The organism is Halomonas sp. 3F2F (genome assembly GCF_014897805.1).
Lineage (GTDB): Bacteria > Pseudomonadota > Gammaproteobacteria > Pseudomonadales > Halomonadaceae > Vreelandella.
On record NZ_JABUZE010000032.1, the window covers coordinates 63,200 to 85,350 of the forward strand.

23 protein-coding genes and 1 tRNA gene are annotated in these 22,151 nt (G+C 52.4%); 15 read left to right on the top strand and 9 right to left on the bottom strand.

The window, feature by feature from the left end:
* The 4 genes from INT21_RS03505 to gloB all read right to left on the bottom strand — a co-directional run bounded on the left by INT21_RS03505 (position 1) and on the right by gloB (position 5,222).
* Complete coding sequence (locus INT21_RS03505; RefSeq protein ID WP_193059803.1) at positions 1-1,074, bottom strand: microcin C ABC transporter permease YejB; 1,074 nt, start codon at positions 1,072-1,074, stop codon at positions 1-3.
* A 99-nt stretch (positions 1,075-1,173) separates the two neighbouring features.
* On the bottom strand, positions 1,174-3,054 hold the full coding sequence (locus INT21_RS03510; protein ID WP_193059804.1) for an extracellular solute-binding protein: 1,881 nt from the start codon (positions 3,052-3,054) through the stop codon (positions 1,174-1,176).
* Between the two features lie 165 nt (positions 3,055-3,219).
* A complete protein-coding gene (locus tag INT21_RS03515; protein WP_193059805.1) occupies positions 3,220-4,425 on the bottom strand; it encodes a transglycosylase SLT domain-containing protein in 1,206 nt (401 codons plus the stop codon).
* A gap of 29 nt (positions 4,426-4,454) precedes the next feature.
* Complete coding sequence (gene gloB / locus INT21_RS03520; protein WP_193059806.1) at positions 4,455-5,222, bottom strand: hydroxyacylglutathione hydrolase; 768 nt, start codon at positions 5,220-5,222, stop codon at positions 4,455-4,457.
* Positions 5,223-5,334: 112 nt separating this feature from the next.
* Here gloB and INT21_RS03525 point away from each other — a divergent pair, with 112 nt between their 5' ends.
* Genes INT21_RS03525 through nudC form a run of 4 tightly spaced genes read left to right on the top strand, consistent with a single transcriptional unit; the run spans position 5,335 to position 8,116 of the window.
* Positions 5,335-6,132, top strand: a complete 798-nt coding sequence (locus tag INT21_RS03525) for a class I SAM-dependent methyltransferase (protein WP_193059807.1) — start codon at positions 5,335-5,337, stop codon at positions 6,130-6,132.
* Positions 6,125-6,604 (top strand): ribonuclease HI, encoded by a 480-nt coding sequence (gene rnhA / locus INT21_RS03530; protein WP_038484029.1) that lies wholly within the window; start codon positions 6,125-6,127, stop codon positions 6,602-6,604. The genes INT21_RS03525 and rnhA overlap by 8 nt, the downstream gene beginning before the upstream one ends.
* Positions 6,592-7,344 (top strand): DNA polymerase III subunit epsilon, encoded by a 753-nt coding sequence (gene dnaQ / locus INT21_RS03535; RefSeq protein ID WP_193059808.1) that lies wholly within the window; start codon positions 6,592-6,594, stop codon positions 7,342-7,344. The genes rnhA and dnaQ overlap by 13 nt, the downstream gene beginning before the upstream one ends.
* On the top strand, positions 7,337-8,116 hold the full coding sequence (gene nudC / locus INT21_RS03540) for an NAD(+) diphosphatase (RefSeq protein ID WP_193059809.1): 780 nt from the start codon (positions 7,337-7,339) through the stop codon (positions 8,114-8,116). Before dnaQ ends, nudC begins: the two co-directional genes overlap by 8 nt.
* Positions 8,117-8,139: 23 nt before the next feature.
* Here nudC and INT21_RS03545 read toward each other — a convergent pair whose 3' ends face one another.
* Positions 8,140-8,451, bottom strand: a complete 312-nt coding sequence (locus INT21_RS03545; RefSeq protein ID WP_038484038.1) for an SCP2 sterol-binding domain-containing protein — start codon at positions 8,449-8,451, stop codon at positions 8,140-8,142.
* A 140-nt stretch (positions 8,452-8,591) separates the two neighbouring features.
* Between INT21_RS03545 and sohB the strand changes: the two genes are divergently transcribed.
* The gene (gene sohB, locus INT21_RS03550; protein WP_193059810.1) at positions 8,592-9,638 is read left to right on the top strand and encodes a protease SohB; all 1,047 of its coding nucleotides are present in this window, start codon (positions 8,592-8,594) and stop codon (positions 9,636-9,638) included.
* Positions 9,639-9,669: 31 nt separating this feature from the next.
* Here sohB and INT21_RS03555 read toward each other — a convergent pair whose 3' ends face one another.
* A complete protein-coding gene (locus INT21_RS03555) occupies positions 9,670-9,990 on the bottom strand; it encodes an ArsR/SmtB family transcription factor (protein ID WP_083004010.1) in 321 nt (106 codons plus the stop codon).
* A gap of 287 nt (positions 9,991-10,277) precedes the next feature.
* Here INT21_RS03555 and INT21_RS03560 point away from each other — a divergent pair, with 287 nt between their 5' ends.
* The 3 genes from INT21_RS03560 (at position 10,278) to INT21_RS03570 (ending at position 13,883) form a co-directional block, all read left to right on the top strand.
* The gene (locus INT21_RS03560) at positions 10,278-12,194 is read left to right on the top strand and encodes a propionyl-CoA synthetase (protein ID WP_193067726.1); all 1,917 of its coding nucleotides are present in this window, start codon (positions 10,278-10,280) and stop codon (positions 12,192-12,194) included.
* Positions 12,195-12,353: 159 nt separating this feature from the next.
* Complete coding sequence (locus INT21_RS03565; protein WP_193059812.1) at positions 12,354-13,022, top strand: 7-cyano-7-deazaguanine/7-aminomethyl-7-deazaguanine transporter; 669 nt, start codon at positions 12,354-12,356, stop codon at positions 13,020-13,022.
* Between the two features lie 54 nt (positions 13,023-13,076).
* Positions 13,077-13,883, top strand: coding sequence for an alpha/beta fold hydrolase (locus INT21_RS03570; RefSeq protein ID WP_193059813.1), 807 nt, complete (start codon positions 13,077-13,079; stop codon positions 13,881-13,883).
* A gap of 28 nt (positions 13,884-13,911) precedes the next feature.
* Here INT21_RS03570 and INT21_RS20630 read toward each other — a convergent pair whose 3' ends face one another.
* From INT21_RS20630 to INT21_RS03580, 3 genes are all read right to left on the bottom strand, one after another.
* Complete coding sequence (locus INT21_RS20630; RefSeq protein WP_319022028.1) at positions 13,912-14,277, bottom strand: hypothetical protein; 366 nt, start codon at positions 14,275-14,277, stop codon at positions 13,912-13,914.
* Between the two features lie 153 nt (positions 14,278-14,430).
* A complete protein-coding gene (locus INT21_RS20635) occupies positions 14,431-15,297 on the bottom strand; it encodes a 3'-5' exonuclease (protein ID WP_319022029.1) in 867 nt (288 codons plus the stop codon).
* 26 nt (positions 15,298-15,323) lie between these two features.
* On the bottom strand, positions 15,324-16,484 hold the full coding sequence (locus tag INT21_RS03580; protein ID WP_193059814.1) for an ABC transporter substrate-binding protein: 1,161 nt from the start codon (positions 16,482-16,484) through the stop codon (positions 15,324-15,326).
* A 147-nt stretch (positions 16,485-16,631) separates the two neighbouring features.
* Between INT21_RS03580 and INT21_RS03585 the strand changes: the two genes are divergently transcribed.
* The 7 genes from INT21_RS03585 (at position 16,632) to INT21_RS03615 (ending at position 22,142) form a co-directional block, all read left to right on the top strand.
* Positions 16,632-18,338 carry a potassium/proton antiporter gene (locus INT21_RS03585; protein WP_193059815.1) on the top strand — a complete coding sequence of 569 codons (1,707 nt, stop codon included), beginning with the start codon at positions 16,632-16,634 and terminating at the stop codon, positions 18,336-18,338.
* A 58-nt stretch (positions 18,339-18,396) separates the two neighbouring features.
* A tRNA-Ser gene (locus tag INT21_RS03590) sits at positions 18,397-18,487 on the top strand.
* A 386-nt stretch (positions 18,488-18,873) separates the two neighbouring features.
* Positions 18,874-19,041, top strand: a complete 168-nt coding sequence (locus INT21_RS03595; protein WP_193059816.1) for a hypothetical protein — start codon at positions 18,874-18,876, stop codon at positions 19,039-19,041.
* Complete coding sequence (locus INT21_RS03600) at positions 19,028-19,348, top strand: addiction module antidote protein (RefSeq protein ID WP_193059817.1); 321 nt, start codon at positions 19,028-19,030, stop codon at positions 19,346-19,348. The genes INT21_RS03595 and INT21_RS03600 overlap by 14 nt, the downstream gene beginning before the upstream one ends.
* Positions 19,349-19,561: 213 nt before the next feature.
* Positions 19,562-20,473 (top strand): LysR family transcriptional regulator, encoded by a 912-nt coding sequence (locus INT21_RS03605; RefSeq protein WP_193059818.1) that lies wholly within the window; start codon positions 19,562-19,564, stop codon positions 20,471-20,473.
* A gap of 2 nt (positions 20,474-20,475) precedes the next feature.
* Complete coding sequence (locus tag INT21_RS03610; RefSeq protein ID WP_193059819.1) at positions 20,476-21,384, top strand: LysR family transcriptional regulator; 909 nt, start codon at positions 20,476-20,478, stop codon at positions 21,382-21,384.
* A gap of 134 nt (positions 21,385-21,518) precedes the next feature.
* Positions 21,519-22,142 carry a glutathione S-transferase family protein gene (locus tag INT21_RS03615; protein ID WP_193059820.1) on the top strand — a complete coding sequence of 208 codons (624 nt, stop codon included), beginning with the start codon at positions 21,519-21,521 and terminating at the stop codon, positions 22,140-22,142.
* Positions 22,143-22,151 lie beyond the last annotated feature (9 nt).

Below are 22,151 nucleotides of genomic sequence, written 5' to 3' on the forward strand. Positions count from 1 at the left end.
TTATGACTCCCTCGACGCAAAATCAATGCGTGGGTCTACCCACACATAGGTCAAGTCGGATACTAGCTTTAGCAGCAGCCCGATTACCGTATACAGGAATAGCGTTCCGAAAATGACGGGGTAGTCTCGCTGCATTACTGCCTCAAAGCCTAATAAGCCGAGGCCATCCAAAGAGAAAATCACCTCGATGAGCAGTGCGCCGGTAAAGAAAATGCCAATCATTGCAGAGGGCAACCCAGCAATGATGATCAGCATGGCGTTACGGAAAACATGGCCATACAAAATACGCTGCTCGTCGGCACCTTTGGCCCGGGCTGTCAGTACGTACTGCTTATGAATTTCATCCAAAAAGCTGTTTTTAGTCAGCATGGTGAGCGTGGCAAAACTGCCAATCGCGGCAGCCAGTACCGGTAGGGTGATATGCCAGAAGTAGTCTTTAATCTTGCCCCATGTGGATAGCTCGGAGAAATCGGGTGATGTTAAGCCGCGTAGAGGAAACCAATCCAGGTAAGTGCCACCAGCAAACACGACAATAAGAAGAATGGCGAACAAAAAGCCAGGGATGGCATAGCCTACGATCACTAGGCCTGAGGTCCAGACATCAAAGTGAGAGCCGTGTCGTAGCGCTTTGCTGATGCCTAAAGGAATAGAAATGAGATAGACCAGCAGCGTTGTCCATAAGCCTAACGAAATAGACACGGGCAGGCGCTCGATCATCAGTTCAATCACCGGTCGATCACGAAAAAAACTGGTGCCGAAATCGAAGGTGAGATAGTCCACCATCATGCCGATAAACCGTTCATGAGCGGGTTTGTCAAAGCCAAATTGCTGCTCTAATTGCTCGATAAAGCGTGGATCGATTCCACGCGCGCCCCTAGAGTCATCATTAACTTGTACATCAGCGCCCCCCATATCCAGGCGTGTGCTTGCCATGGCGTCGGCCCCCTCAAAGCGGGCCAACATTTGATCAATGGGTCCCCCAGGGGCAGCCTGAACAATCATGAAGTTAAGCAGCATGATGCCGAACAGGGTCGGGATCATCAGTAGCAGTCGGCGTAAGGTATAACGTGCCACAGCGCGCTCCATGAGTAATTGGGGGCCAAAAGTTATTGCCGGTAAGCTGTTATAACTATGTTGAATGAATCTATGTTTGATAAATCTATGTTGGCTGAATCAGCGGCGTCGATGACGGCGTTGTAGTTCTGCTTCTCGATCGGTGTTTACCCACCAAGCGTCTAAATCCATGGCATAAGCTGGAAACGGTTCTGGGTAGCCAAATTTATCCCACACAGCAATCCGCGTTTCGCCTGAATGATAGTGCGGAATGACATAAAAGCCCCAGCGCAGCACGCGATCAAGCGCTTGTGTAATGGTATCTAGCGTTTCCCGGTCATCAGCACGAATCAGCTGCTCCACCAGCGCATCGACAGCAGGGTGGGCAAGGGCCATGCGATTACGACTTTGTGGTGCCTCTGCAGCAGCACTGGTCCAAAAATCGCGTTGTTCATTGCCAGGATTGTTAGACTGGGGGAAATGGCTGATGACCATGTCGTAATCGTAGCTGCGAACTCGGTTAAGGTATTGATTGATATCGACAATGCGTAGCGACGTTTGAACCCCAAGGCGTGCCATATTGCGTAGCATGGGTTGCACAACACGCTCCAGGCCAGAGTCGTAGAGCAGTACTTCCAGGGTAAGCGGTCGGCCTGTTTCACCGTGCACCAACACACCATCTTCTACGCGGTAGCCAGCGTCGCGCAGCAGGTCAAGCGCAAGCCGCAGGCGTTCACGCAGCTCTGTAGGGTGTTCAATGGGCAGCGGGTCGGTGAACAGTCGTTCTGAATGATGGGAGTCCATCAACACTTCACGAAAAGGTTCGAGTAGCGCAAGTTCTTCTTTTGATGGCGTTCCAGTAGCTTCCATTTCAGAATTTTGAAAAAAACTTTCCGTGCGCCGATAGGTGCCATAGAAAATATTGGTGTTGAGCCAGGGGAAATCAAACGTAAGGCTCAGTGCTTCTCGAACCTTTGGGTCCTGAAACTTCTCTTCGCGTAAGTTGAAGACAAACGCCTGCATCATGGAGGGGTTAACATCGGGCACGGTAATCCGCTTAATTAAGCCGTCTCGGTAGGCTGGAAAATTATCATAGCCAATGGCCCAAGTAGCAGCGCGTGCATCAGTCCTGAAGTCGGTAAGGCCTGCTTTGAAGGCTTCCCAGGCAATATCACGGTCGCGGTAGTACTCATAAACAACACGGTCGATGTTGTAGCGACCCACATTGACGGGCAAATTCTTACCCCAATAGTTGTCATCTCGCTGATAGACAATTCGCCGTCCAGGGTCTACCTCGCTAATGCGATAGGGACCTGACCCAGGGTGTGCATCCAGAGTCGGAGAGCTGAAGTCGCGGGGTTCCCAGTAGTGACGAGGTAAAATAGGCAGCTGGGCCACAATCAGTGGCAGCTCGCGTGATTCAGTGTCATTAAATTCAAAGCGCACTTGATGATCGTTTAAGGCGATAACGTGTTCGACACCGGCGTAATAGCTACTGTAGAAGGGGTTGCCTTGTTCACGCAGCAGGTTCAGTGAGAACACCACATCATAGGCCGTTACCGGCTCCCCGTCCTGGAAGCGAGCCTCTGGGCGCAAATCGAACTCTATCCACCGACGTTCCGGATCCAGGCGGACGCCTTCTGCCAGTAGCCCGTATAAGCTAAACGGCTCACCAGGATTACTGGCCATCAACGAGTCATAAATTTTAGAAATACCGGTAACCGGCGTGCCGCGAATAATAAACGGGTTGGTAGAGTCGAAACTGCCCCCCACGGCGGTATGGGTAATCGTTCCGCCCTTGGGGGCGGACGGATTAACATGGGGGAAGTAGGCAAAATCGGGAGGTAGCTCTGGGCTATTGTAGAGAGATAGCCCGTGCACGGTCTCAACGGGGGTAGAGGTGTTGTTTTCGGCGACGGTTTCAGAAGCCAACAGCGACAGGCTCAACAGCAAGCCGCTGGTTAACAAAAGTACTTTGGTAAACAACACACCGCGTGGCATTGGTAACTTCCTGTAGCAACGAAGGCTTAGAAACCGGGCTTAGAGCCTTAGACACAACTGCTGAGTCACAGTAGCGGCGCTAATAGTAACTGAGACATAGCCAAGAAAGACTAATAAAGACTGCGTTTTAAACCTAGTTAACAAAGCCTGGTTAGATTCCCCAAGTTACCGTCCTGAAAGCGTCAGCAGTTGACCTGGCTTCAGTGCCTCTGGGCGTTCAATAGCATTCCACCTGATCAAATCTTGTTGAGTGACATTATAGCGTGACGCAATCACTGACAGGTTATCGCCACTTTCAACGCGGTGAACGCTTGGCGTGCCGGTTGACGCTAATGCAGTACTGTTTGATTGCGAAAGCTGAGCTAACACTTGAGTATCGACTTCTTCAGGCACAAGTAACGTCTGTGCGCTACGTGGGTCAAGGCTGCCATTCAGCAAGCCAGGGTTTAGCTCGGCCAGCGCGGATTGACTAACATCCAGAAGCTGAGAGGCCTGTGCCAGGCTAACTGGCTGCTCCAGCTGAACTTTGGCAAAAGCGGGATCAGGATGAATGTCGGGAAGTGAAACACCGTACTGTTCTGGATTATTGATGATCGTCGCAATGGCTTTAAGTTTGGGAACGTACTGCATCGTTTCGTGGGGCAGTGATAGTTCCCAGTAGTCGCCTGCAAGGCCTTGGCCCTGAGCTTGGCGTTGCGCACGGTTAACGGTGCCAGCGCCGGCGTTGTAAGCGGCCAGCGAGAGCATCAGGTCACCCTCGTACCACTCATCTGCCTGCATTTCCAGGTAATCAAGCGCTGCTGCGGTAGACGTCACGACGTCTAAACGTCCATCGTAGTTGCCGTTGCGAACCAGACCTAATGCATCTCCGGTACCCGGCATAAACTGCCAAAGCCCAGCGGCTCCTCGATGGCTCCGGGCGCTGGGGTCGAATGAACTTTCAACAAACGGAATCAGCGCGATCTCACCAGGAAGGCCACGCTCGCTCACTTGCTGGGTGATCCAGGCAAGCCAGGGGGTTGCTCGTTCCGTGATGGAGACAATATTTTGCGGGCTGGAACGGTAGTACTCTATCCACTTGTCGACACGTGCTTGAGCATCGGCGGGGAGATTTTTTTCCTGCCACTGGAAGCTGTCACGTAATGTGCTCCAGGCATCCTGGGGTTGTAGCTCAAGCGCTTCCCAGAAGTGATGCTGAAAGGCATTGGGGCGGAAATCGGGTGAAGCGGGCGCGTCATTGAGGGCGCTGTTAGGTTGGTATGCATCGGTAGTAGAGGCTTGAGAGCTGGCCGCAGCGGCTAAAAATAGGCTCACAATAACAGTGCTTCCAGCGCTTAGTAATAAGCGCTGGCGAATCGTTCGATAAGTCATAGTCGGTTCGTTTTTACTCGATAGCGTTCTTAAAAACGGTTCTTCCACTCGCGTAAAGTGGTGAACGTGGCGAGATCATCATCATTGACCCCATGTGTACCTACTGCTTGACGCACACTGTCGGTGCTCACGCGCAAATAGGGGTTGATCTTCAGCTCGCGTCCTATCGTGCTGGGTAAGGTAGGTCGGTCTAATGCCCGAGCCTTCTCACACTCCTGCAGTGCATATTTAACGTCTTCGTTATCAGGATCTGCAGCACGAGCAAATGTTAGATTCGCTTGCGTATATTCATGCGCTGCAAAGACCAGCGTATCCTCTGGGAGTTCCGCTAAGATTTGAAGAGATGCAAACATTTGCTCTGGCGACCCTTCAAATAAGCGGCCGCACCCACCACAAAACAGGGTGTCGCCGCAGAAAAGTAGCGCAGGAATTCCTGGAGTGAAGTAACTCACGTGATCTAACGTATGCCCTGGCGTGGCCATGACTGCAAAAAGACGCCCCATAATACGTACTTCATCGCCATGCCCTACCTGTTCATCAATACCTTCAATAGTAGGATTGGAGGGGCCAATAACCCGAGGCGAGAAGCGTTTAATCAACTCTGTAAGGCCACCCGTATGATCATGGTGGTGATGAGTGATCAAAATCGTATCAAGCGTTAAGGATTCACGCTCAAGAAACTCGATGACAGGTGCTGCTTCACCGGGATCCACCACGCAAACGCTTTGACTGGTATCCTGTCTTAATAGCCAAATGTAGTTATCGCTAAGTGCGGGAATCGGTGTCACGCTCATCATGGGCGAGATCCTTTAGTTCAAAAAAATAGACGCTCAATTAGACGCTTTCGAATGCGTTAACGCTGGCGTTCAAAACGTTAAAAAGCATTTACTGTGGAGGGAAGCGCTGTTCATGTCAACTTCGTCAACGGCAACTCGGCTCGCCCAGCAGATGGCGGAAAGCCAAGCGTACTGGCAAACAGAGGCTGGCCGTTCGCTATGGGAAACGCAGCGAGCGTGTTTGGGGCCGCTGGTTGAAGGGCGCAAAGGTGGCCACAGTTTAGAGATGAGTATGGGGCCGACGTTGATGACGATGTCGGCCATTCCTCATATCATTCGCTGGTCACCGACGAGAGCAATGGCGGAGGCTTCGTCCACGTTAGTCTGTCCACCAGATCACCTTGCCTTACCAGACCGCAGTTTAGAGGTGGTGGTTATTCATCACTGGCTAGAGCATTTGCCAGATGCCCACCACACGTTACAAGAGGCTGCCCGGGTAACTTCCGATAGCGGAGTGTTAGTTCTGTTTGGTTTCAATCCGCTAGGATTGAACGGGTTAACCCAGCGTTGGCGTAAGCAGCAAGGGAATTTTCCTTGGAGCGGGCAGTGGCGTACGGCTAGCCGTTTGCGCGATTGGCTGGCGTTTGTCGATTTTGACGTAGAACGCGTAGACTACTGCTGTTTTCGGGGGCCGATGAGCACCACCTGTGGAGAGCGCTGGGAAGCGTTGGGACGCAGGCATAATTTACCGTTGGGTGAAAGTTACATGATTCAAGCGCAGCGGCGACAACGCCATGCGCCGGTAGAACGTCTTAAATTTGGGTTGCGTGCACCAATCACTCCCACTTCTCTGGGAGCTACACGAACCGGTGTTTCTGCGCGATACCACTCAGGTCAACGTCGTCTAGAAAAGGATAGTGAAAGTGAGTAAGCAAGCAACCGATGGGTTGCCTCGCGTTACGGTGTATACCGATGGGGCCTGTCGAGGAAATCCGGGCCCAGGTGGCTGGGGGGTAGTGCTGTCAAGCGGGCAGCATGAGAAGACGTTAAAAGGCTTCGAAGCAGATACCACTAACAATCGTATGGAATTAATGGCGGCCATTATGGCGTTGCGAACGCTAAATAAGCCGTGTGAAGTGGCCCTCTGGACCGATTCCCAGTATGTGCGCCAAGGAATTACTCAATGGATTCACAATTGGATTAAGCGAGGCTGGAAGACAGCGGCCAAGCAACCGGTTAAAAACGCTGAGCTTTGGAAGACCCTTCACGAGGAAACACAGCGGCATCGTGTCGAGTGGCACTGGGTAAAAGGGCATAGCGGGCACCCCGGTAATGAGCGCGCCGATGCGTTGGCTAACGAAGCCATTGATGAGCATAACAGGAGAGCAGCATGCGCCAAGTGATCTTGGATACGGAAACAACCGGCATCGACCCAAAAGATGGTCACCGATTAGTTGAAATTGGTGCCGTTGAAATGATTAACCGGCGGTTTACAGGGCGCTCCTATCATCAATATATCAATCCTGAACGGCATATTGATGCTGAGGTTGTGGCGGTTCACGGTATTGATGACGCCAAGGTGGCGAATGAACCGGTGTTTGCCGACATAGCCGATGACTTCTGGGCATTTATAGCAGGAGCCGAGCTGGTGATTCATAACGCCCCCTTCGATGTGGGGTTTATCGATCACGAGCTGACCATGTTAAACCAGCGGCGACGGTCCCCCGCGTTAGGCCCTGTTAGTGAACATTGCCGCATTCTTGATACGTTGGTGATGGCTCGTCAGATGCACCCAGGCCAGCGTAATAGTCTCGATGCGTTATGCAAGCGGTACGATATTGATAACGGTCATCGTGTGTTGCACGGCGCATTGCTTGATGCCGAGATCCTAGCCGACGTTTATTTGGCGATGACCGGCGGGCAAACGGCGCTGACGCTTGATTCAGAAGCATCGTCAGGTGAGCAGCAAAACAATCAAGCCAATGAAGGGCTGTCGGTACAGCGTTTAGCGTTGACGCCAGGGCAGTTGAGGGTCGTCCGGCCTAGTGAGGAAGAGCGCGCCGCTCACCAAGCTAAATGTCAGGCGCATCAATTACGTTGGTTTGATGGTGGTTGGTCTGAAGGTAATAATGCCGATGCTTAGACGAGAAATTCCCCATTATGCGCGAGAAGGTCGTGTTATCCGCGTGTCCCGAAGTCATCTAGCGCCAGCACCGTTGGTTGAAGGCGGTGAGTTGACGCCGTTACAGCCGACTCAACCGTGGGACGAGCGGATGCAGCCGCTGTGCTATTGGCACGATGAGCCGGTGGCGCTGTTAGTGGAAAGTAAGCCGGGTGAGGACTGGATAGATGGACGGCAGTGGCTAGGGGAGTTGACTGCCTCCTGGTTCAGCCTACTATCGACGGCGCTTCAGGTCGGTGCTTGGTTAGAGAACCATCGTTTTTGTGGGCGTTGCGGTGAGAAGGCAACCAAGTTGGAAGCTGAGTTTGCGATGCACTGTCATGCCTGTGGGCATCGTAACTATCCGCGCATTTCACCCTGCATTATCACGCTAGTCACCAGTGGGGAGGCGATGCTGTTAGCACGAAGCCCAAGATTCCCGCCCGGACGTTACTCAACACTTGCGGGCTTCATTGAGCCTGGAGAGTCTGCTGAAGAAGCGGTACATCGTGAGATATACGAAGAGGTAGGCGTACATGTAGAAAACCTTCGTTATCACCAAAGCCAAGCGTGGCCATTTCCGCATTCACTAATGTTTGGTTTTTTTGCAGAAGCGACGACGCGACGCATTCATATCGATGGTGTGGAGATTAGTGATGCCGCTTGGTTTTCGCCAAGGCAGTTACCTTCATTGCCACCACCGTACTCAATTTCACGTGAACTTATCGAAGCGCATCTCGCCCGCTGGCGTTGAATGCTCGCGGGCGAGAACGGGCATTATTTACTGGGAAACAGGCTGGTCAGCTTAGTGGCCAGCATGACATTGCCGGTAGCTTTCAGCTTACCCGTCATAAAAGCCGTCATGCCGTTGATATCACCGCTCATGATGCCTTTAAGCGTATCTGAGCTCATGCTTAGGCTTACAGAAGGATCGTCGTGTTCGCCTTCGTGTGCGTCCAGAGTTCCATCTTGGATCACCATGTAATGGCTGCCTGCGTCAGAGAAATGAAATTGAAATACCTCATCCATTCCTTTGGCAGCTTCTGGATTAAAGCGCGACTGAAGTTTATCTAACGTGTTCGATGACATTATACATTCCCAAAAAATTATTTGGTCGTTAACCAAGCAGGTGTAAGGCGTTAGGTGAGTTAGTTTCTCACGACGCTATTAACGAGGTTATTTTAAACAAGTGTTTTAATCAAGCTAGATTGTCGAGTAGGAGAGAAGGTATGAGTGACTGGATGGTAGAGATGGGCACGTTTTTGATTCAAGCCACCTTGTTGATGGCGATGGTGGGCATCGTGCTGGCGTTAGTGTTGCGTAATAAGGAGAGTGGGGATAATAGCCTTAAGCTAAGCGTAGAGTCTCTCAACGACCAGCGGCGCTCTCGTGGCCGCAGGCTGCGCGTTGCCACGACAGAACAGGGTGCAAGGAAAAAACTGGTAAAAGTGTTTCGCCAAGAAGAGAAAGCAAAGCACAAGGCCGCCAAGCAAGGCAAAGGAGAGGCTCAGAGCGCTCAGAAGGTATGGGTGTTGGACTTTCATGGTGATCTCAAGGCTTCGCAAACTGAGCAGTTTGCTCAGGAAGTTTCGGCGATTATTGATGTTGCCGCAGCCGAGGATGAAGTTGTCGTGCGGTTAGAGTCGGCGGGCGGGCTCGTGCATGCCTATGGCTTAGCGGCAGCGCAACTTGATCGCCTTCAAGCGGCAGGTTTAACCACAACGGTATGTATCGACAAAGTAGCCGCCAGCGGCGGCTATATGATGGCGTGTACAGCTAACCATATTAAAGCTGCGCCGTTTGCGGTGATTGGCTCTATTGGCGTTGTGGCTCAGGTGCCTAATATTCATCGCTTGCTAAAGCGCAATGATATTGATGTCGAACTGCTGACGGCGGGCAAATACAAACGAACCTTGACCGTGCTAGGGGAAAATACCGAAGAGGGTCGTGAAAAATTTATTGATGATTTAGAAAATACCCATCGGTTGTTTAAAGAGTATGTCTCTCAGCATCGTCCTGACATGGACATTGATGCACTAGCGACGGGTGAAATTTGGTACGGCAGTGAAGCGTTAGAACAGAAACTGACCGACAGCATTGGTACCAGTGAGGCGTATTTGGTAGAGCGCATGGCGCAGGCTCAGGTGTACAGCGTGAAGCTTGAACCGCCGAAAACCCTCAGCCGTAAGGTAGGCTTGGCTATGTCGGCGGGCGTCGAGCAAGCCATTGTTAAAGGGCTTGGTTTAATCGATGCGGCTGGTTGGCAGCGTCGATAGTCGATAGCTACTGTTAATAGCTGCTTGGCAGTTAGGCGGCGTAGTGGTGCGCCAGGGTGTCAATGATTGCCTTGGCGCTTTCACTACTTAATGAGTAGTAAATGGTTTGCGATTCGCGGCGAGTGTCGACCAGCTGATCGCGGCGCAAAATTGCCAAGTGTTGGCTTAACGCTGACTGACTTAGCTCCAGTTGCTGATTGATTTGAGTGACTGAGAGCTCTTTTTCTGCCAGAAGACAGAGTATTTGGAGGCGTTTTTCGTTTGCCAATGCTTTAAGTAGATTAGTGCCCGCCTCTATGGCGTGGCAATCATGTTCCAGTAAACGGGCAGCGGCGCTAGTAGAAGCAGACATGAGGATCTCCTTGCCTACACGGTTGTGACAGCGTTGTTATAGGTTATTTAGGCATCGTCGCGTCGCGAGGATCAGTTGTTGAATGATCAGTAATTTAGCGGTATTTGTCCAAACGCTGGTTTAACGATCTATCAATGGTAGTGGTGTGGTGTTTTGTCGACAATGATGCTGGGTGTATAGCGCTTTAGTCGCGATTTATCCCATAGTATGAGGGTGTAGCGGCTGCTTACTTTATAAAGTGTCAACAATTGGTAACTTTCAATAACACAATAAAGTCAGGTCCCACCATGAGCCTCTATCAGCAAACGTATCAGCACTCAGTTGAACATCCCGAAACATTCTGGGCTGAGCAGGCCAAGCGGCTACCTTGGTTCAAATTTCCTTCCACAATTCTTAGCTATGACGATCAGCAACATGCCCGTTGGTTTGACGATGGCGAGCTGAATATTTGCTACGCGGCGATCGATTACCACGTCGAGCAAGGCAGGGGCGACCAGCCCGCTATCCTATGGGATTCTCCCGTTACCCAGTCAAAGCAAACCATTACCTATCAAGCGTTGCGTGATCGTGTTGCGCAGTTTGCCGGAGGGCTTGCGCGTCTTGGTGTGACAAAGGGGGATCGAGTGGTTATTTACATGCCGATGGTGCCTGAGGCGCTCATCGCAATGTATGCCTGTGCCCGATTAGGGGCGGTTCACTCGGTTGTGTTTGGAGGTTTCGCACCCCATGAACTGGCGGTGCGCATTGAAGATGCTGAGCCAAAAGTAGTGATTGCTGCTTCCTGTGGCATTGAAGTTGATAAAGTACTTCCTTACAAACCTATTGTTGATCAAGCCATTTCACTCAGCAGTTTTAAACCGGATGCCTGCGTCGTTTTTCAACGTGAAGCCCATCGTGCGGAACTCCATCAAGGCGACCATGATTGGCAAGCACTGGTAGCGGATGCGCCGTTTGCTGATTGTGTTCCCGTAAAAGCGACCGACCCACTCTATATCCTGTATACCTCTGGCACGACAGGTAAGCCCAAGGGGGTTATGCGAGACACAGGCGGATACGCGGTAGCGTTAGCCTATTCGATGGAAGCAATTTATGCCCTGAATCCTGGCGATGTGATGTTTACGGCGTCGGATGTAGGGTGGGTAGTAGGACACTCTTATATTGTGTATGCGCCACTGCTAAGAGGCTGCACCACAATCGTGTATGAGGGGAAACCCGTTAAAACACCTGATGCAGGCGGCTTTTGGCGGTTGATTGACGAGTACAAGGTTAAAAGCTTTTTCACTGCACCGACTGCCTTCCGGGCAATCAAAAAAGAAGACCCTGATGCCAAGCTGCTAGCTAATTACGATATCAGCAGTCTTGAACACTTATATGTAGCCGGTGAGCGCTTAGACCCACCGACGTTTCATTGGCTTGATGACCTGCTGGATGTACCGGTAATCGATCATTGGTGGCAAACTGAAACCGGCTGGCCTATTGCAGCAAACTTGCCTGGCATTGAGTCTGCGCCCACCAAAGCAGGTTCGGCAACTTTTCCGGTGCCTGGTTTTAACGTGCAAATTTTGGATCGTGACGGTGAGCAAACAGAGCCAATGCAGCAGGGCAGCGTGGTTATTAAGCAACCGCTTCCACCTGGTTGCCTTTCCGGTATCTGGCGTGATCCCCAACGTTTTCATAGTGCCTACATGGCAGCCTACCCAGGCTATTACCTGACTGGCGATGGTGGCTACTTCGATGAAGAGGGATACTTGTTCATCATGGGTAGAACCGATGATGTGATCAACGTTGCCGGGCATCGTCTTTCTACCGGTGAAATGGAAGAAATCGTCGGTGCGCACCCTGCGGTGGCTGAGTGTGCCGTGATTGGTATTCACGACGAGCTAAAAGGCCAACTACCCATCGGACTGGTGATCACTAAAGATGGTTTCGATGGCGATGAAGCAACGCTTGAAGCAGAGCTGATCAGTCGAGTACGCGAGCACATTGGGCCGATTGCTTGCTTTAAGCAGGTGTTGGTCGTCAATCGATTGCCTAAAACCCGCTCGGGTAAAATTTTGCGCAAGTTACTGCGTAATATTGCCGACGGTAAGTCGTTCGGCATTCCCTCAACCATTGATGATCCGACTAGCTTAGAAGATGTGCATGCGGCGATGCGCGAGCGTTCTGTCGGCGCGTCGGATCAAGCTAAGTCGCTAGACGTTTAGGCTCAAACATTGCTAATAGCGTGATGAATAGAGTCGCCCCGGCAGGTGGGCGACTTTAATTACCTAACGGAAGGCGTATAATGCGCGCCCCAGTGGCGTTAACCGCGCTTAAATGAGGGTTCCCTAACCCCTCGGACTTGCAAAAAAAGGCCAACCTGCATGTTTGCATTAACCGACACCCAGCACCGCCGTTGCCTTCTGGTAATGGTCGCGTTTCATATTGGTATCATTGCCGCCAGTAACTACTTGGTTCAATTGCCATTTACCCTGTTTGGTTTCCATACCACCTGGGGCGCATTCAGTTTCCCCTTTATCTTTCTTGCAACGGACTTAACGGTTCGTTTGTTCGGGAAAGGACCGGCTCGCTCAATTATACTGCGCGTCATGTTTCCGGCGTTGGTGATTTCCTACGTTGTTTCGGTAATTTTTCCACGGGGAAGCTTTGTCGGTATCGAAGCCTTGGGAGAATGGAATCTATTTGTTGCCCGTATCGCGTTGGCTAGTTTCCTTGCTTACGTGCTAGGCCAGTTACTCGATGTTCAAGTGTTTGATCGTCTTCGTCAGTGGGCGTGGTGGGTAGCTCCCGTTTGCTCTACCGTATTGGGTAATCTAGCGGATACCTTTGCTTTTTTTGCGACCGCATTTTATAACAGCCCAGACCCTTTTATGGCCGAACATTGGGTAGAAATAGCCGTGGTCGACTACGCCATTAAGCTAGGCATTAGTCTATTATTCTTCCTGCCTTTATATGGTCTGTTGTTAGCGTGGCTAACGCGTCGGCTAGTCGTGTGGACAGGGCAAACTGACGCATCACCCCGTACCGCATAACGGCTAGGCTTAACGACCAAGCATAAATCCAAGCGTAACGACTGAGGAGCCCGCATGTCTGATGATGCCCGTGTTGATCTTTATGTGATCGATTTGCCCGACGAATCAGGTAGCGATGATCAACTACCTCTTGTGGTGATCCACGGTTTGTTGGGTAGCGCCGATAACTGGCGTTCGCATTTAAAGGTTTGGCAGCGCAGTAGGCGGGTCATTGCTGTGGATCTTCGCAACCACGGTCGTTCACCTCATGCAGAAGGTATGAGCTATACCGCGATGAGCCAAGACGTGTTGGCGGCGCTCGATAAGCTTGGGATCGAACGCGCGCATGTATTGGGTCACTCAATGGGCGGTAAGGTGGCTATGACGCTGGCGCGTATGAGCCCTGAACGCTGCGCGTCACTGATGGTAGCGGATATCGCTCCGGTGGCTTATCAGCACGGTCACGACGATGTGTTTGCTGCACTCGAACGAGTAAAAGCGGGTAAACCCACTAACCGCCGTGAAGCCGACGCCTTATTGGCCGAGCATGTTGACTCCCGTCCAACTCGGTTGTTTCTTGCCACCAATTTAGTGCGCAATGAGCAGGGTGAGATGGAGGTGCGCGTTGGGTTGGATGAAATTCAACGTGGTTATGAAGCGATTATCGGCAAACCTGATGGTGACCGCGCTTTCGAAGGGCCGACACTGGTGCTTAAAGGTGCTGATTCGCACTACGTCGCAGATGACATGCTACCAGCGCTGCGCGAAGTACTGCCACGCGCAAGAGTAGTAACACTTAAAAACGCCGGGCATTGGCTTCACGCCGATCAGCCAGAAGCATTCCAGCAAGCCGTTGATGCATTTATGGCCGCCCACGCGTAGCCTGAAGGCAACGCTAAGTAACGGAGAGCTAGAGCGGCAACACCGTCAGGTTGTGCCGCTCTGGTTCGCGTAAAAAGCGGTTTAGGATGCGATAGGTATCCACATCAAATTTGGCAGCGACTCCCTTTAGCCCCAAGGCACGCTGTTTGGTCGTGGCACTGCCTAAATAGCACCAGTGATCGACCACATGATGGTTAGTTGGGCCATTTTTACGGCTTTTCTCGCGAATAATGATTCGCCCCGGCCAAGGCCATGTTTTTACTTGAAAAGATGCTAGTGCTTCTTGAGCGCGCTGTGTGTGGTTTTCAAGTGGCTCCTGTCCACAGCAGGCGCCTCGACACTTGCCTAACTGATTAGCAAAACACCGTCCTGTTCCCTTATCTATTCCGAGCACTTGCGGGCAAAGCGGATGTGTTTCGGCAATATTGCGCAGCGCATCTTTAGCTTCTTTGGCACTGCGAAACAGCCCAAAGAGCTTTCCCGGCTGAGGCTGGCTGATGGCTCTGCCGCTGACCAGCGTTGGGCAAGGTTGATCGGTTGGCCAATATCACGTTTTTAAATGCCCCTGACGGCGTAACTGTCGGTTCATAATCGGCATCAGCTCTTTGACCAGTTGAGCCTCTCTCAGCTGGGCGCTTAAATCGCCAGCGGTTTCTTGCCACTCAACGTGCTGTATTTGCTGGGTAAGGCGCATCTCTTTGTCGTCCTGGTGGTCGCGCTGGAAATGGCCAAGCACGCGGCTGCGTAAATTAATGCTTTTGCCAACGTACAAGGGAAGGCGGTTGTGACCATAAAACAAATAAACCCCTGGTGAAGCAGGAAGCCCGGTTAGTTGCTCACTGGGTAAATGTGCGGGCAGGCTTCGGTGGCGCTGCTCATCGGCAAGAGCGGCTTGCCAGCTGGCAGCGTCATACTGTTGTTGCCAGGTTTCCCACAGCTGCCAAAGCGCAGTGGCATCATCCTCGGCCCGATGCTGGCGGGCTTGCTGAATGTTGAAATGCGCTAATAAGGCGTGGAGATTGTGCTTAGGCAGTTCAGGCATTAAACGACGGGAAATGCGCAGTGTGCAGCGGAGTAGCGGCTGATAGGTAATATCGGCACGCTTGAACTCGTTGCGCAGAAAGCTGGCATCAAAGCGTGCATTGTGGGCTGCAAGGCAGTCTTCACCGAGCCATTCTCGCAAGGTGTGCGCAATGGTCTTAAAAGAGGGCGCATCAATCAGCATATCATCATAAATGCCGGTGAGCTGGCTGATGTGAGAAGGCACGCTGGTGCCAGGATTAATCAGGCTGACCCAGCGATCCGTTATGTGATCATTGACTACCTTTAAGGCAGCAATTTCAGTAATGCGGTCACGCGTCGCACGGGTGCCCGTCGTCTCAACATCAATAAATATCAGTGGAGGGTTACTCATGGCGCTTGCGTTATTACTACCTTATTTCAGCGTACATCAGTCAACGTATGAGGGTTGACGGCTAGTCGGGCAACCGGCAAAGCTGTTTCGATAATACCTGCTTGCTCAAGATAGTGTTCGAATGATGCATAGCGTCGGGCATCAAGAGCTGCCGGGCTAATGGCAATGCGGCGTAATAAGTCGTCCCAGGCGGCTTCGTTAATCGCATTATCCAGTGCAGGGTAGCTGCCAATCAGCAACGACCATGCTGCATCAGGGTTTTCAATAATCCAATTACTCGCCTCTTCCAAGGCCACAAGAACACGTGACCAAGTAGCTGCTTGTTTTGTGACTGTGTCGCTGTGTGCCAACAGTATCAAACCATCATGACGCGGCACGTCAACGTCGTTGTAACGCACGGTGTGGGTGACAATGCCATCTGACGCCAGTTGTTGTGGCAGCGTGTGATAAAAGCCATCGGCGATGGCATCAACACGGCCTTCTCGTAGGGCGCTGGCAGCATCAAAGTGGACGCTTTCCGGCGGGGTGAAATCGTCGATTTGGCGAAATGAGGTAGGCACCAGTTGAACTGCCAGCACATCACGCCCTTCGCGGGTGGAAAAGCCATAGTGCAAGCCTGCAAGTTGATCGGTAGTTTCGCCTGTTGGGGCGCCTCCCGCCACGATGACAGCATTTAGTGGTGTCTCAATCAGCGTGCCAATACGGGTAATGGCGGCACCATCGTGAACGTGTAAATGCAACAACGGCTGACGCGTTAACGCCAGATCAACTTCTCCCGCCGTCAACAGTTTGATCGCGATGGATGGGTCTGCGGGGGTTAATAATTCAAGTTCAAGTCCTTGGGCAGCAAACAGGCCACGCTGCTTCGCCACAATTAAGGCTGCGTGCTGAGGGCTGACATACCAATCTAGCATTAGACGAAGCTGCTTTAAGGGGGGCGGCTCTAATGGCGGTGGTGGTGTAAGCGCCATGCTGGGCGCTTCTTCCGGCTCATCTTCTGCTGCGTCATTGCCTATAGGTGGCCATAGCCCAATGGGCAATGATACCTCGCTCTCAAGCGTAAGCGGCTCACTACTACTAACTGTTTCGCTGTCTTCGTTTGCGTAAGTGGCTGAAATTGAAAATAATAAAAAAATGCTTAATGTGAAGAATACAAGTGAACCGATACGCCAAAAAGCGTTCAACATAACCTTAACTCCCGATGGTATGACGCCGGAGTTTAGCTGTGAGGTGAAGGATCTGGCTAGCCCCTGTAAGCGACAAGCCTAACAAGCTCAGTAAATTGTACGGTGGCATGTAATAATAGAACGGCATTGATGGTGAGACGGAGAGACATGGACACAATTTACACGTTCTTCTTAGTAGGCGGTTCCCTGATGGCGCTCAGCATTTTAGCGAGCCGTCTTTCTTCAATGATGGGAGTGCCGCTGCTACTGATTTTCTTAGGACTTGGCATGCTGGCGGGGGAAGAGGGCCTGCTAGGGGTTGAGTTTGACGATTACACCATGGCGTTCACGATTGGCCATCTAGCGCTCGCAATGATTCTGCTGGATGGCGGCCTTCGCACTCGATTAAAAACGTTCCGTGTCGGCTTTAGGCCAGCGCTCTCGTTAGCCACCTTTGGCGTCTTTATCACCAGCGCTATTGTTGGTGTCATTTCCATGTGGGTGTTTGATCTTTCCCTAGTACAAGGATTGCTTGTTGGGGCAATTGTTGGCTCCACCGATGCCGCAGCCGTGTTCTCGATGCTTAGCGGCCGTGGGGTTAACCTCAACGAGCGGGTAGGGGCCACACTGGAAATTGAATCGGGTACCAACGACCCGATGGCCATTTTTCTCACGCTGATGTTGGTCGAGCTGTTGGTTGGTGATATTGGCGGCATTGGCGAAACACTGCTGTTCTTCATTTCCCAGTTTGGGATTGGTTTAGTTGTTGGTATTGGTGGTGGTTGGCTAAGCGCTAAGCTGCTGCGTTGGTTAGATCTGGCCCCTGGCCTTTATGCCATGCTAGCGCTGGCGCTTGGGTTTAGCGTGTTTGGGTTAACCAGTGTGCTAGGCGGTAGCGGTTTCCTGGCCATTTATTTAGCAGGGTTGATGATTGGTAATCAGCCTGGGCGCCACCTTAACTTTATTCTTCCGGTACACGACGGCTTGGCTTGGCTGAGCCAGATTGGTTTGTTTCTGGTGCTGGGCCTACTCGTCACTCCAAGCCAGCTCTGGGACGTGGCATTGCCAGCAGGACTCGTTGCGCTAGCACTGATTTTTGTCGCGCGCCCCCTGGCGGTGTTGATTACCATTAAGCCATTTTTCAAATTCCGCTGGCGAGAAACCTTCTTTATTGCCTGGGTTGGCCTACGGGGCGCGGTGCCTATTGTGTTGGCTATCTTCCCGTTAATCGGTGGGGTAGAAAACGCTTCGTTGTACTTTAACGTAGCGTTTGCGGTGGTACTGATGTCGCTGCTTATTCAGGGCGGTTCGCTAACACTTATGGCGCGATGGCTGAAAGTAGAAGTACCTGTAGGTACCACGCCAAACCGCCGAGGGCCGCTAGGCATAATGCCGGATAATGATTTTGAGATGTTTGTTTACGTGGTCGAAAACGAAGACTTAGAAGATGTTCCTATCCGGCTACTGCGTTTCCCTTCGGGCGCATTGATTTCGGCACTATTTCGCAATCACGTTATGCTTCACCCCAAAGGGAGCACGCGGCTTAAGCTTGATGATGTTATTTGTGTCATTGGCCGCACCGAAGACCTCGTCGCGCTCAATCGCCTATTCAACGGCGATGCAAAGCTTAAACAAGAGCGGGCCTTCTTTGGTACCTTTACCTTGGATGGCGAAGCGCAAATGCAGGATATAGCTCAAGCCTACGGTTTAACCTTAAGCCCCGGTGAGCAGGACATGACGCTTGCGGAGTTTATCTCGCTACGCGTCGGCGGCCACCCAGTAGTAGGCGACGATGTCGACTGGCATGGCATTCACTGGGTGGTTAGTGAAATGGAAGGCGGGAACATTACCCGTGTTGGCTTAAGGCTCTACTAATTAATCGGAAAGGCGTTGACTTCCAAGGGAAAGCTGTTATTATACGCACCCATAAGCCGGAGGGATGGCAGAGCGGTTGAATGCACCGGTCTTGAAAACCGGCATAGGTTAATAGCCTATCCAGGGTTCGAATCCCTGTCCCTCCGCCACTTATCTCGAAAAGCCTCTGATTTGTCAGGGGCTTTTTTCGTTTCTAGGCTTTCTTTTTCCTTCCTGGCAGCGCCTCGATATTCTCCACCGGTTATTTAACGTGATGAGAACGTGATCGCAGCTTGAATACCTCGTCTCTTGCTCGGTATGGCGCAAGGTTCGCATATCGCTCGGTCATGTTAATTGTGGAATGCCCTCACTTCCTTTACATCGGCCAGCGGCACGCCTCCCGACACCCAGCCCGCTTGCATAAGTTGCGCCTTCCATTTTCCCTCTATCACTTCAGCCGTTTGTTTGTCGGTCGTCCGAGTAGAGCGGCTGGAAGCTCAAGCGCTTAAAGCCACGCTATCTCTTTGAATTTGTAGCTTTTAAGATACAATGCATTATGACTGAACTTACCCACTACCTTACCGCTGATGGCTATGACCCTTTTCAAGCCTGGTTGGATGCTACTAAGGCTAAAGATCGTCAAGCCGCCCAGCAGTCTGACATCGAACAGGCAAAAGCGTTTTTGGCCGACCACAAAAGGAGAACACGTCATGAAAAGTCATGATGAAGCAGTTATCGAGATGCTGCGCACTGACCCCAATATGGCTCTGGACTACCTGCGCGCAGCGTTTGATGAGCTGGACGAAGAGGGGGGAGAGTCAGCTTTCCTAATGGCGCTGCGTCATGTCGTTGAAGCTCAAGGCGGAATGGCGCTGGTAGCAGAGCGTGCCAAAGTATCACGCGAAAGCCTTTACCGCGCTTTATCCCCCAAAGGCAATCCGACACTTCGCACCATGACAGCAGTTATTAAAGCCACAGGCGTTAACTTCCACGATCTTACCCATCAAGCGCCACAAGCTAAAACCACTTAAAAGACGTGCATAGCGTCGCATCAAAGCGCACACAGGCACCTGTATTTATTCGATCTTAGGCCATCCAGCGGTGAGTGCCTCTCCAGTACGTGTGGCCGTCAGTATCAAACGCTGTTGTACTTTTGATGACATGCCGTTCAAGAGCCATAATGTTGTACTGGTATTTGAGACTCAATACCTTTTGCGATTCCTTCCCCTGACCCTGGAGCTGTCTTGGATAGATTCGATGAGATGCGCGTGTTTGCGGCGGTGGCACAACTGGAGAGCTTTTCGGTTGCTGCGCGGCAGCTTACGCTGTCGCCGCCTCGGGTGACTAGGGTAGTGGCGGCGCTTGAAGCGCGTTTGGGTGTTGCGTTGTTACAACGCACGACGCGGCAGGTGCGCGTAACGGAAGCGGGGCGTCGTTATCTTGAGGATGCCCAGCAGGTGCTTGCCCAGCTTGCGGAGGCTGAGGCCGCTGCGACCGGTAGCTATCTCACCCCACGCGGCCTATTGCACGTCACTGCGCCAGTGCTGTTCGGCGAGTACTTCGTTACCCCGCAGATCGTCGACTATCTGGAACAGTATCCTGATGTGCAGGTTCGTGCCGAACTGATCGATCGACCGGTTAACTTGCGGGAGGAAGGCATCGATGTGGCGGTACGCATCGGCCACGTGCCAGAGAACTGCCAAAACTTGACCGTGCCGGTGGGTGAGGTGCGGCAAGTGGTTTGCGCAAGCCCTGCATGGTTGGCCCAGCACGGTGAGCCAACGCACCCGCTGGAGCTGGAAGCACTGCCCACGGTGGTGGCAGAAGGCGGAAACTTGAGCGGGCACTGGTGGTTCGAAGAGCAAGGCAAACGCATTGAGGTGACGCCATCGCCACGGCTGCGCATCAGCGCTATTCACGCGGCGTTAACAGCGGTCGAGGCAGATGCAGGGCTCACACGACTGCTCTCTTACCAAGTGGCTACTAGTGAAGCCGAAGGTAGAGTGCGGCGAGTGTTGAGGCATTTCGAACCCGCTGCCATTCCCATTAATATTTGGGTGACAGCGGGCCGTGGGCGGGCTGCCAGCGTGCGTACCTTCGTTGACTTTCTTGCCGAGCGGCTGCGTGCCGATCCGGCGCTCGACTATCGTACCTAACCATGGTGCTCCCACCTGAGTCGGCGCTGCGCTTTGAGGCTTTAATGGCGCTCTCTGCCGTTGCCCAACACGGCAGCGTGCAGGCCGCCGCTGATGCGGGCAGCCTCTCAGCGCCCAAGATCCATCGTCTGCTGCGCGCGCAGGAACAGCGCTTAGGCGTCGCTTTAGTCACGACATCAACGAGAGGCAGCACATTGACCCCGGTTGGCGAGCGTTTGCGCGAATACGCTGACACACTGATCCACACAGTTACCGATGCTGAAACCAGTGCGCGCTTAGAGCATCGCGAGCTCAATGACACGTTACGTATACAAGCGCCCCAAACGTTGGTGGAACCACTCCTACTGCCGGTGGTACTGCAATTGCAAGAGCAGCATCCCGCGCTGAAGGTCTACTTGCTGGCTGATGAACATCCCATACATATAGAGAGCGATGCGCCTGTGCATCTTCGCCTTATGCGTGGGTCGCTACCTGGGAGCGTTTACGCTAGGCCCCTGGGTGATTTGCGCATTGGCTTGTTTGCCAGCCCTCATTATCTGAATAAGGCAGGGCGTCCTGAAAACCTCAACAGCTTAGCCCTCCATGCGCTTATTCACTGTCATCGGGAAGGGCAGGCGTCTATTTGGCGTTTGGCTGAAGGCCAATCCTTCCGCTTTGAACCCCGGCTTAGCGTTAGCGCAAGTGCCGCAGGGCTGCAGGCGGCTATAGAAGGTGCAGGCATCGTACGTTGCTACGCGCTAGAAGCGCGTCGTGCTTGCGCGCAGGGGCTGCTCGAACCTGTCGCCCAACCCCTCTGGCCTAAGGCTGATACTCTGGCGCTAACCTACACCCTTGGTATTCGAGCGCCTGCCAGCGTTATGGCGTTCCTTGAGCTGGCAACTCCTTGGCTACGGGCGCAGTTGGCGGAGTAATTATTTCATTCAGCGCAATTTTGTGTTGTTCATGATCGCTATTCTTGCATCTCTTTGCTTGGCGCAGAATGAGTGACGTCACTCAATAGTGGTGACACTCATTTATTGAAAGCGCTTATTCAAGGAGCCCAACAATGTCCAACGCTATCAAGGTTTATCGCCACGCTCTTTCTGGCCACTGCCACCGCATTGAGCTGATGCTTTCTCTGCTCGGTTTGTCTGCCAGCTTTATCGATGTTGATCTAGCCGCAGGCGAGCATAAAGTGCCACCTTTCCTGAATTTGAATGCCTTCGCACAGGTGCCAGTGCTTGATGATCAAGGCGTTATCCTGGCAGATTCCAATGCTATTTTGGTCTATCTGGAGCGTCGCTATGGAGCCGGTCGCTGGCTGCCTGACGACCCGCTAATTCAAGCACAGGTGCAGCGCTGGTTGTCGGTGGCGGCTGGGCCGCTTGCGAACTCCGCTATGAAGGCTCGCTTGGTCACGGTGTTTAATGCTCCTTTCGACCCTGAACCGCTGATTGCTGATGCTCATGAGCTTTTTAAAATTGTAGATGCCCACTTAGTAAATCAGCCTTTCCTAGCGGGTGAGCAGGCCACCCTGGCGGAGGTTTCGCTCTACAGCTACATCGCTCACGCGCCCGAAGGGAATGTCTCGCTGGAACCTTACCCGCATATTCGCGACTGGCTTCAGCGTATCGAGTCGTTGGATGGGTTCGTGCCTATGGGCGTGACCAAGGTTGGGTTGGTCCGCTAGGCCAGCCGA

Coding starts and splice junctions, on each gene's coding strand:
- INT21_RS03510 (WP_193059804.1), bottom strand. CDS start 3,054: ATGCCACGCGGTGTGTTGTTTACCAAAGTACTTTTGTTAACCAGCGGC.
- INT21_RS03515 (WP_193059805.1), bottom strand. CDS start 4,425: ATGACTTATCGAACGATTCGCCAGCGCTTATTACTAAGCGCTGGAAGC.
- gloB (WP_193059806.1), bottom strand. CDS start 5,222: ATGATGAGCGTGACACCGATTCCCGCACTTAGCGATAACTACATTTGG.
- INT21_RS03525 (WP_193059807.1), top strand. CDS start 5,335: ATGTCAACTTCGTCAACGGCAACTCGGCTCGCCCAGCAGATGGCGGAA.
- dnaQ (WP_193059808.1), top strand. CDS start 6,592: ATGCGCCAAGTGATCTTGGATACGGAAACAACCGGCATCGACCCAAAA.
- nudC (WP_193059809.1), top strand. CDS start 7,337: ATGCTTAGACGAGAAATTCCCCATTATGCGCGAGAAGGTCGTGTTATC.
- INT21_RS03545 (WP_038484038.1), bottom strand. CDS start 8,451: ATGTCATCGAACACGTTAGATAAACTTCAGTCGCGCTTTAATCCAGAA.
- sohB (WP_193059810.1), top strand. CDS start 8,592: ATGAGTGACTGGATGGTAGAGATGGGCACGTTTTTGATTCAAGCCACC.
- INT21_RS03555 (WP_083004010.1), bottom strand. CDS start 9,990: ATGTCTGCTTCTACTAGCGCCGCTGCCCGTTTACTGGAACATGATTGC.
- INT21_RS03560 (WP_193067726.1), top strand. CDS start 10,278: ATGAGCCTCTATCAGCAAACGTATCAGCACTCAGTTGAACATCCCGAA.
- INT21_RS03565 (WP_193059812.1), top strand. CDS start 12,354: ATGTTTGCATTAACCGACACCCAGCACCGCCGTTGCCTTCTGGTAATG.
- INT21_RS03570 (WP_193059813.1), top strand. CDS start 13,077: ATGTCTGATGATGCCCGTGTTGATCTTTATGTGATCGATTTGCCCGAC.
- INT21_RS20635 (WP_319022029.1), bottom strand. CDS start 15,297: ATGAGTAACCCTCCACTGATATTTATTGATGTTGAGACGACGGGCACC.
- INT21_RS03580 (WP_193059814.1), bottom strand. CDS start 16,484: ATGTTGAACGCTTTTTGGCGTATCGGTTCACTTGTATTCTTCACATTA.
- INT21_RS03585 (WP_193059815.1), top strand. CDS start 16,632: ATGGACACAATTTACACGTTCTTCTTAGTAGGCGGTTCCCTGATGGCG.
- INT21_RS03595 (WP_193059816.1), top strand. CDS start 18,874: ATGACTGAACTTACCCACTACCTTACCGCTGATGGCTATGACCCTTTT.
- INT21_RS03600 (WP_193059817.1), top strand. CDS start 19,028: ATGAAAAGTCATGATGAAGCAGTTATCGAGATGCTGCGCACTGACCCC.
- INT21_RS03610 (WP_193059819.1), top strand. CDS start 20,476: ATGGTGCTCCCACCTGAGTCGGCGCTGCGCTTTGAGGCTTTAATGGCG.
- INT21_RS03615 (WP_193059820.1), top strand. CDS start 21,519: ATGTCCAACGCTATCAAGGTTTATCGCCACGCTCTTTCTGGCCACTGC.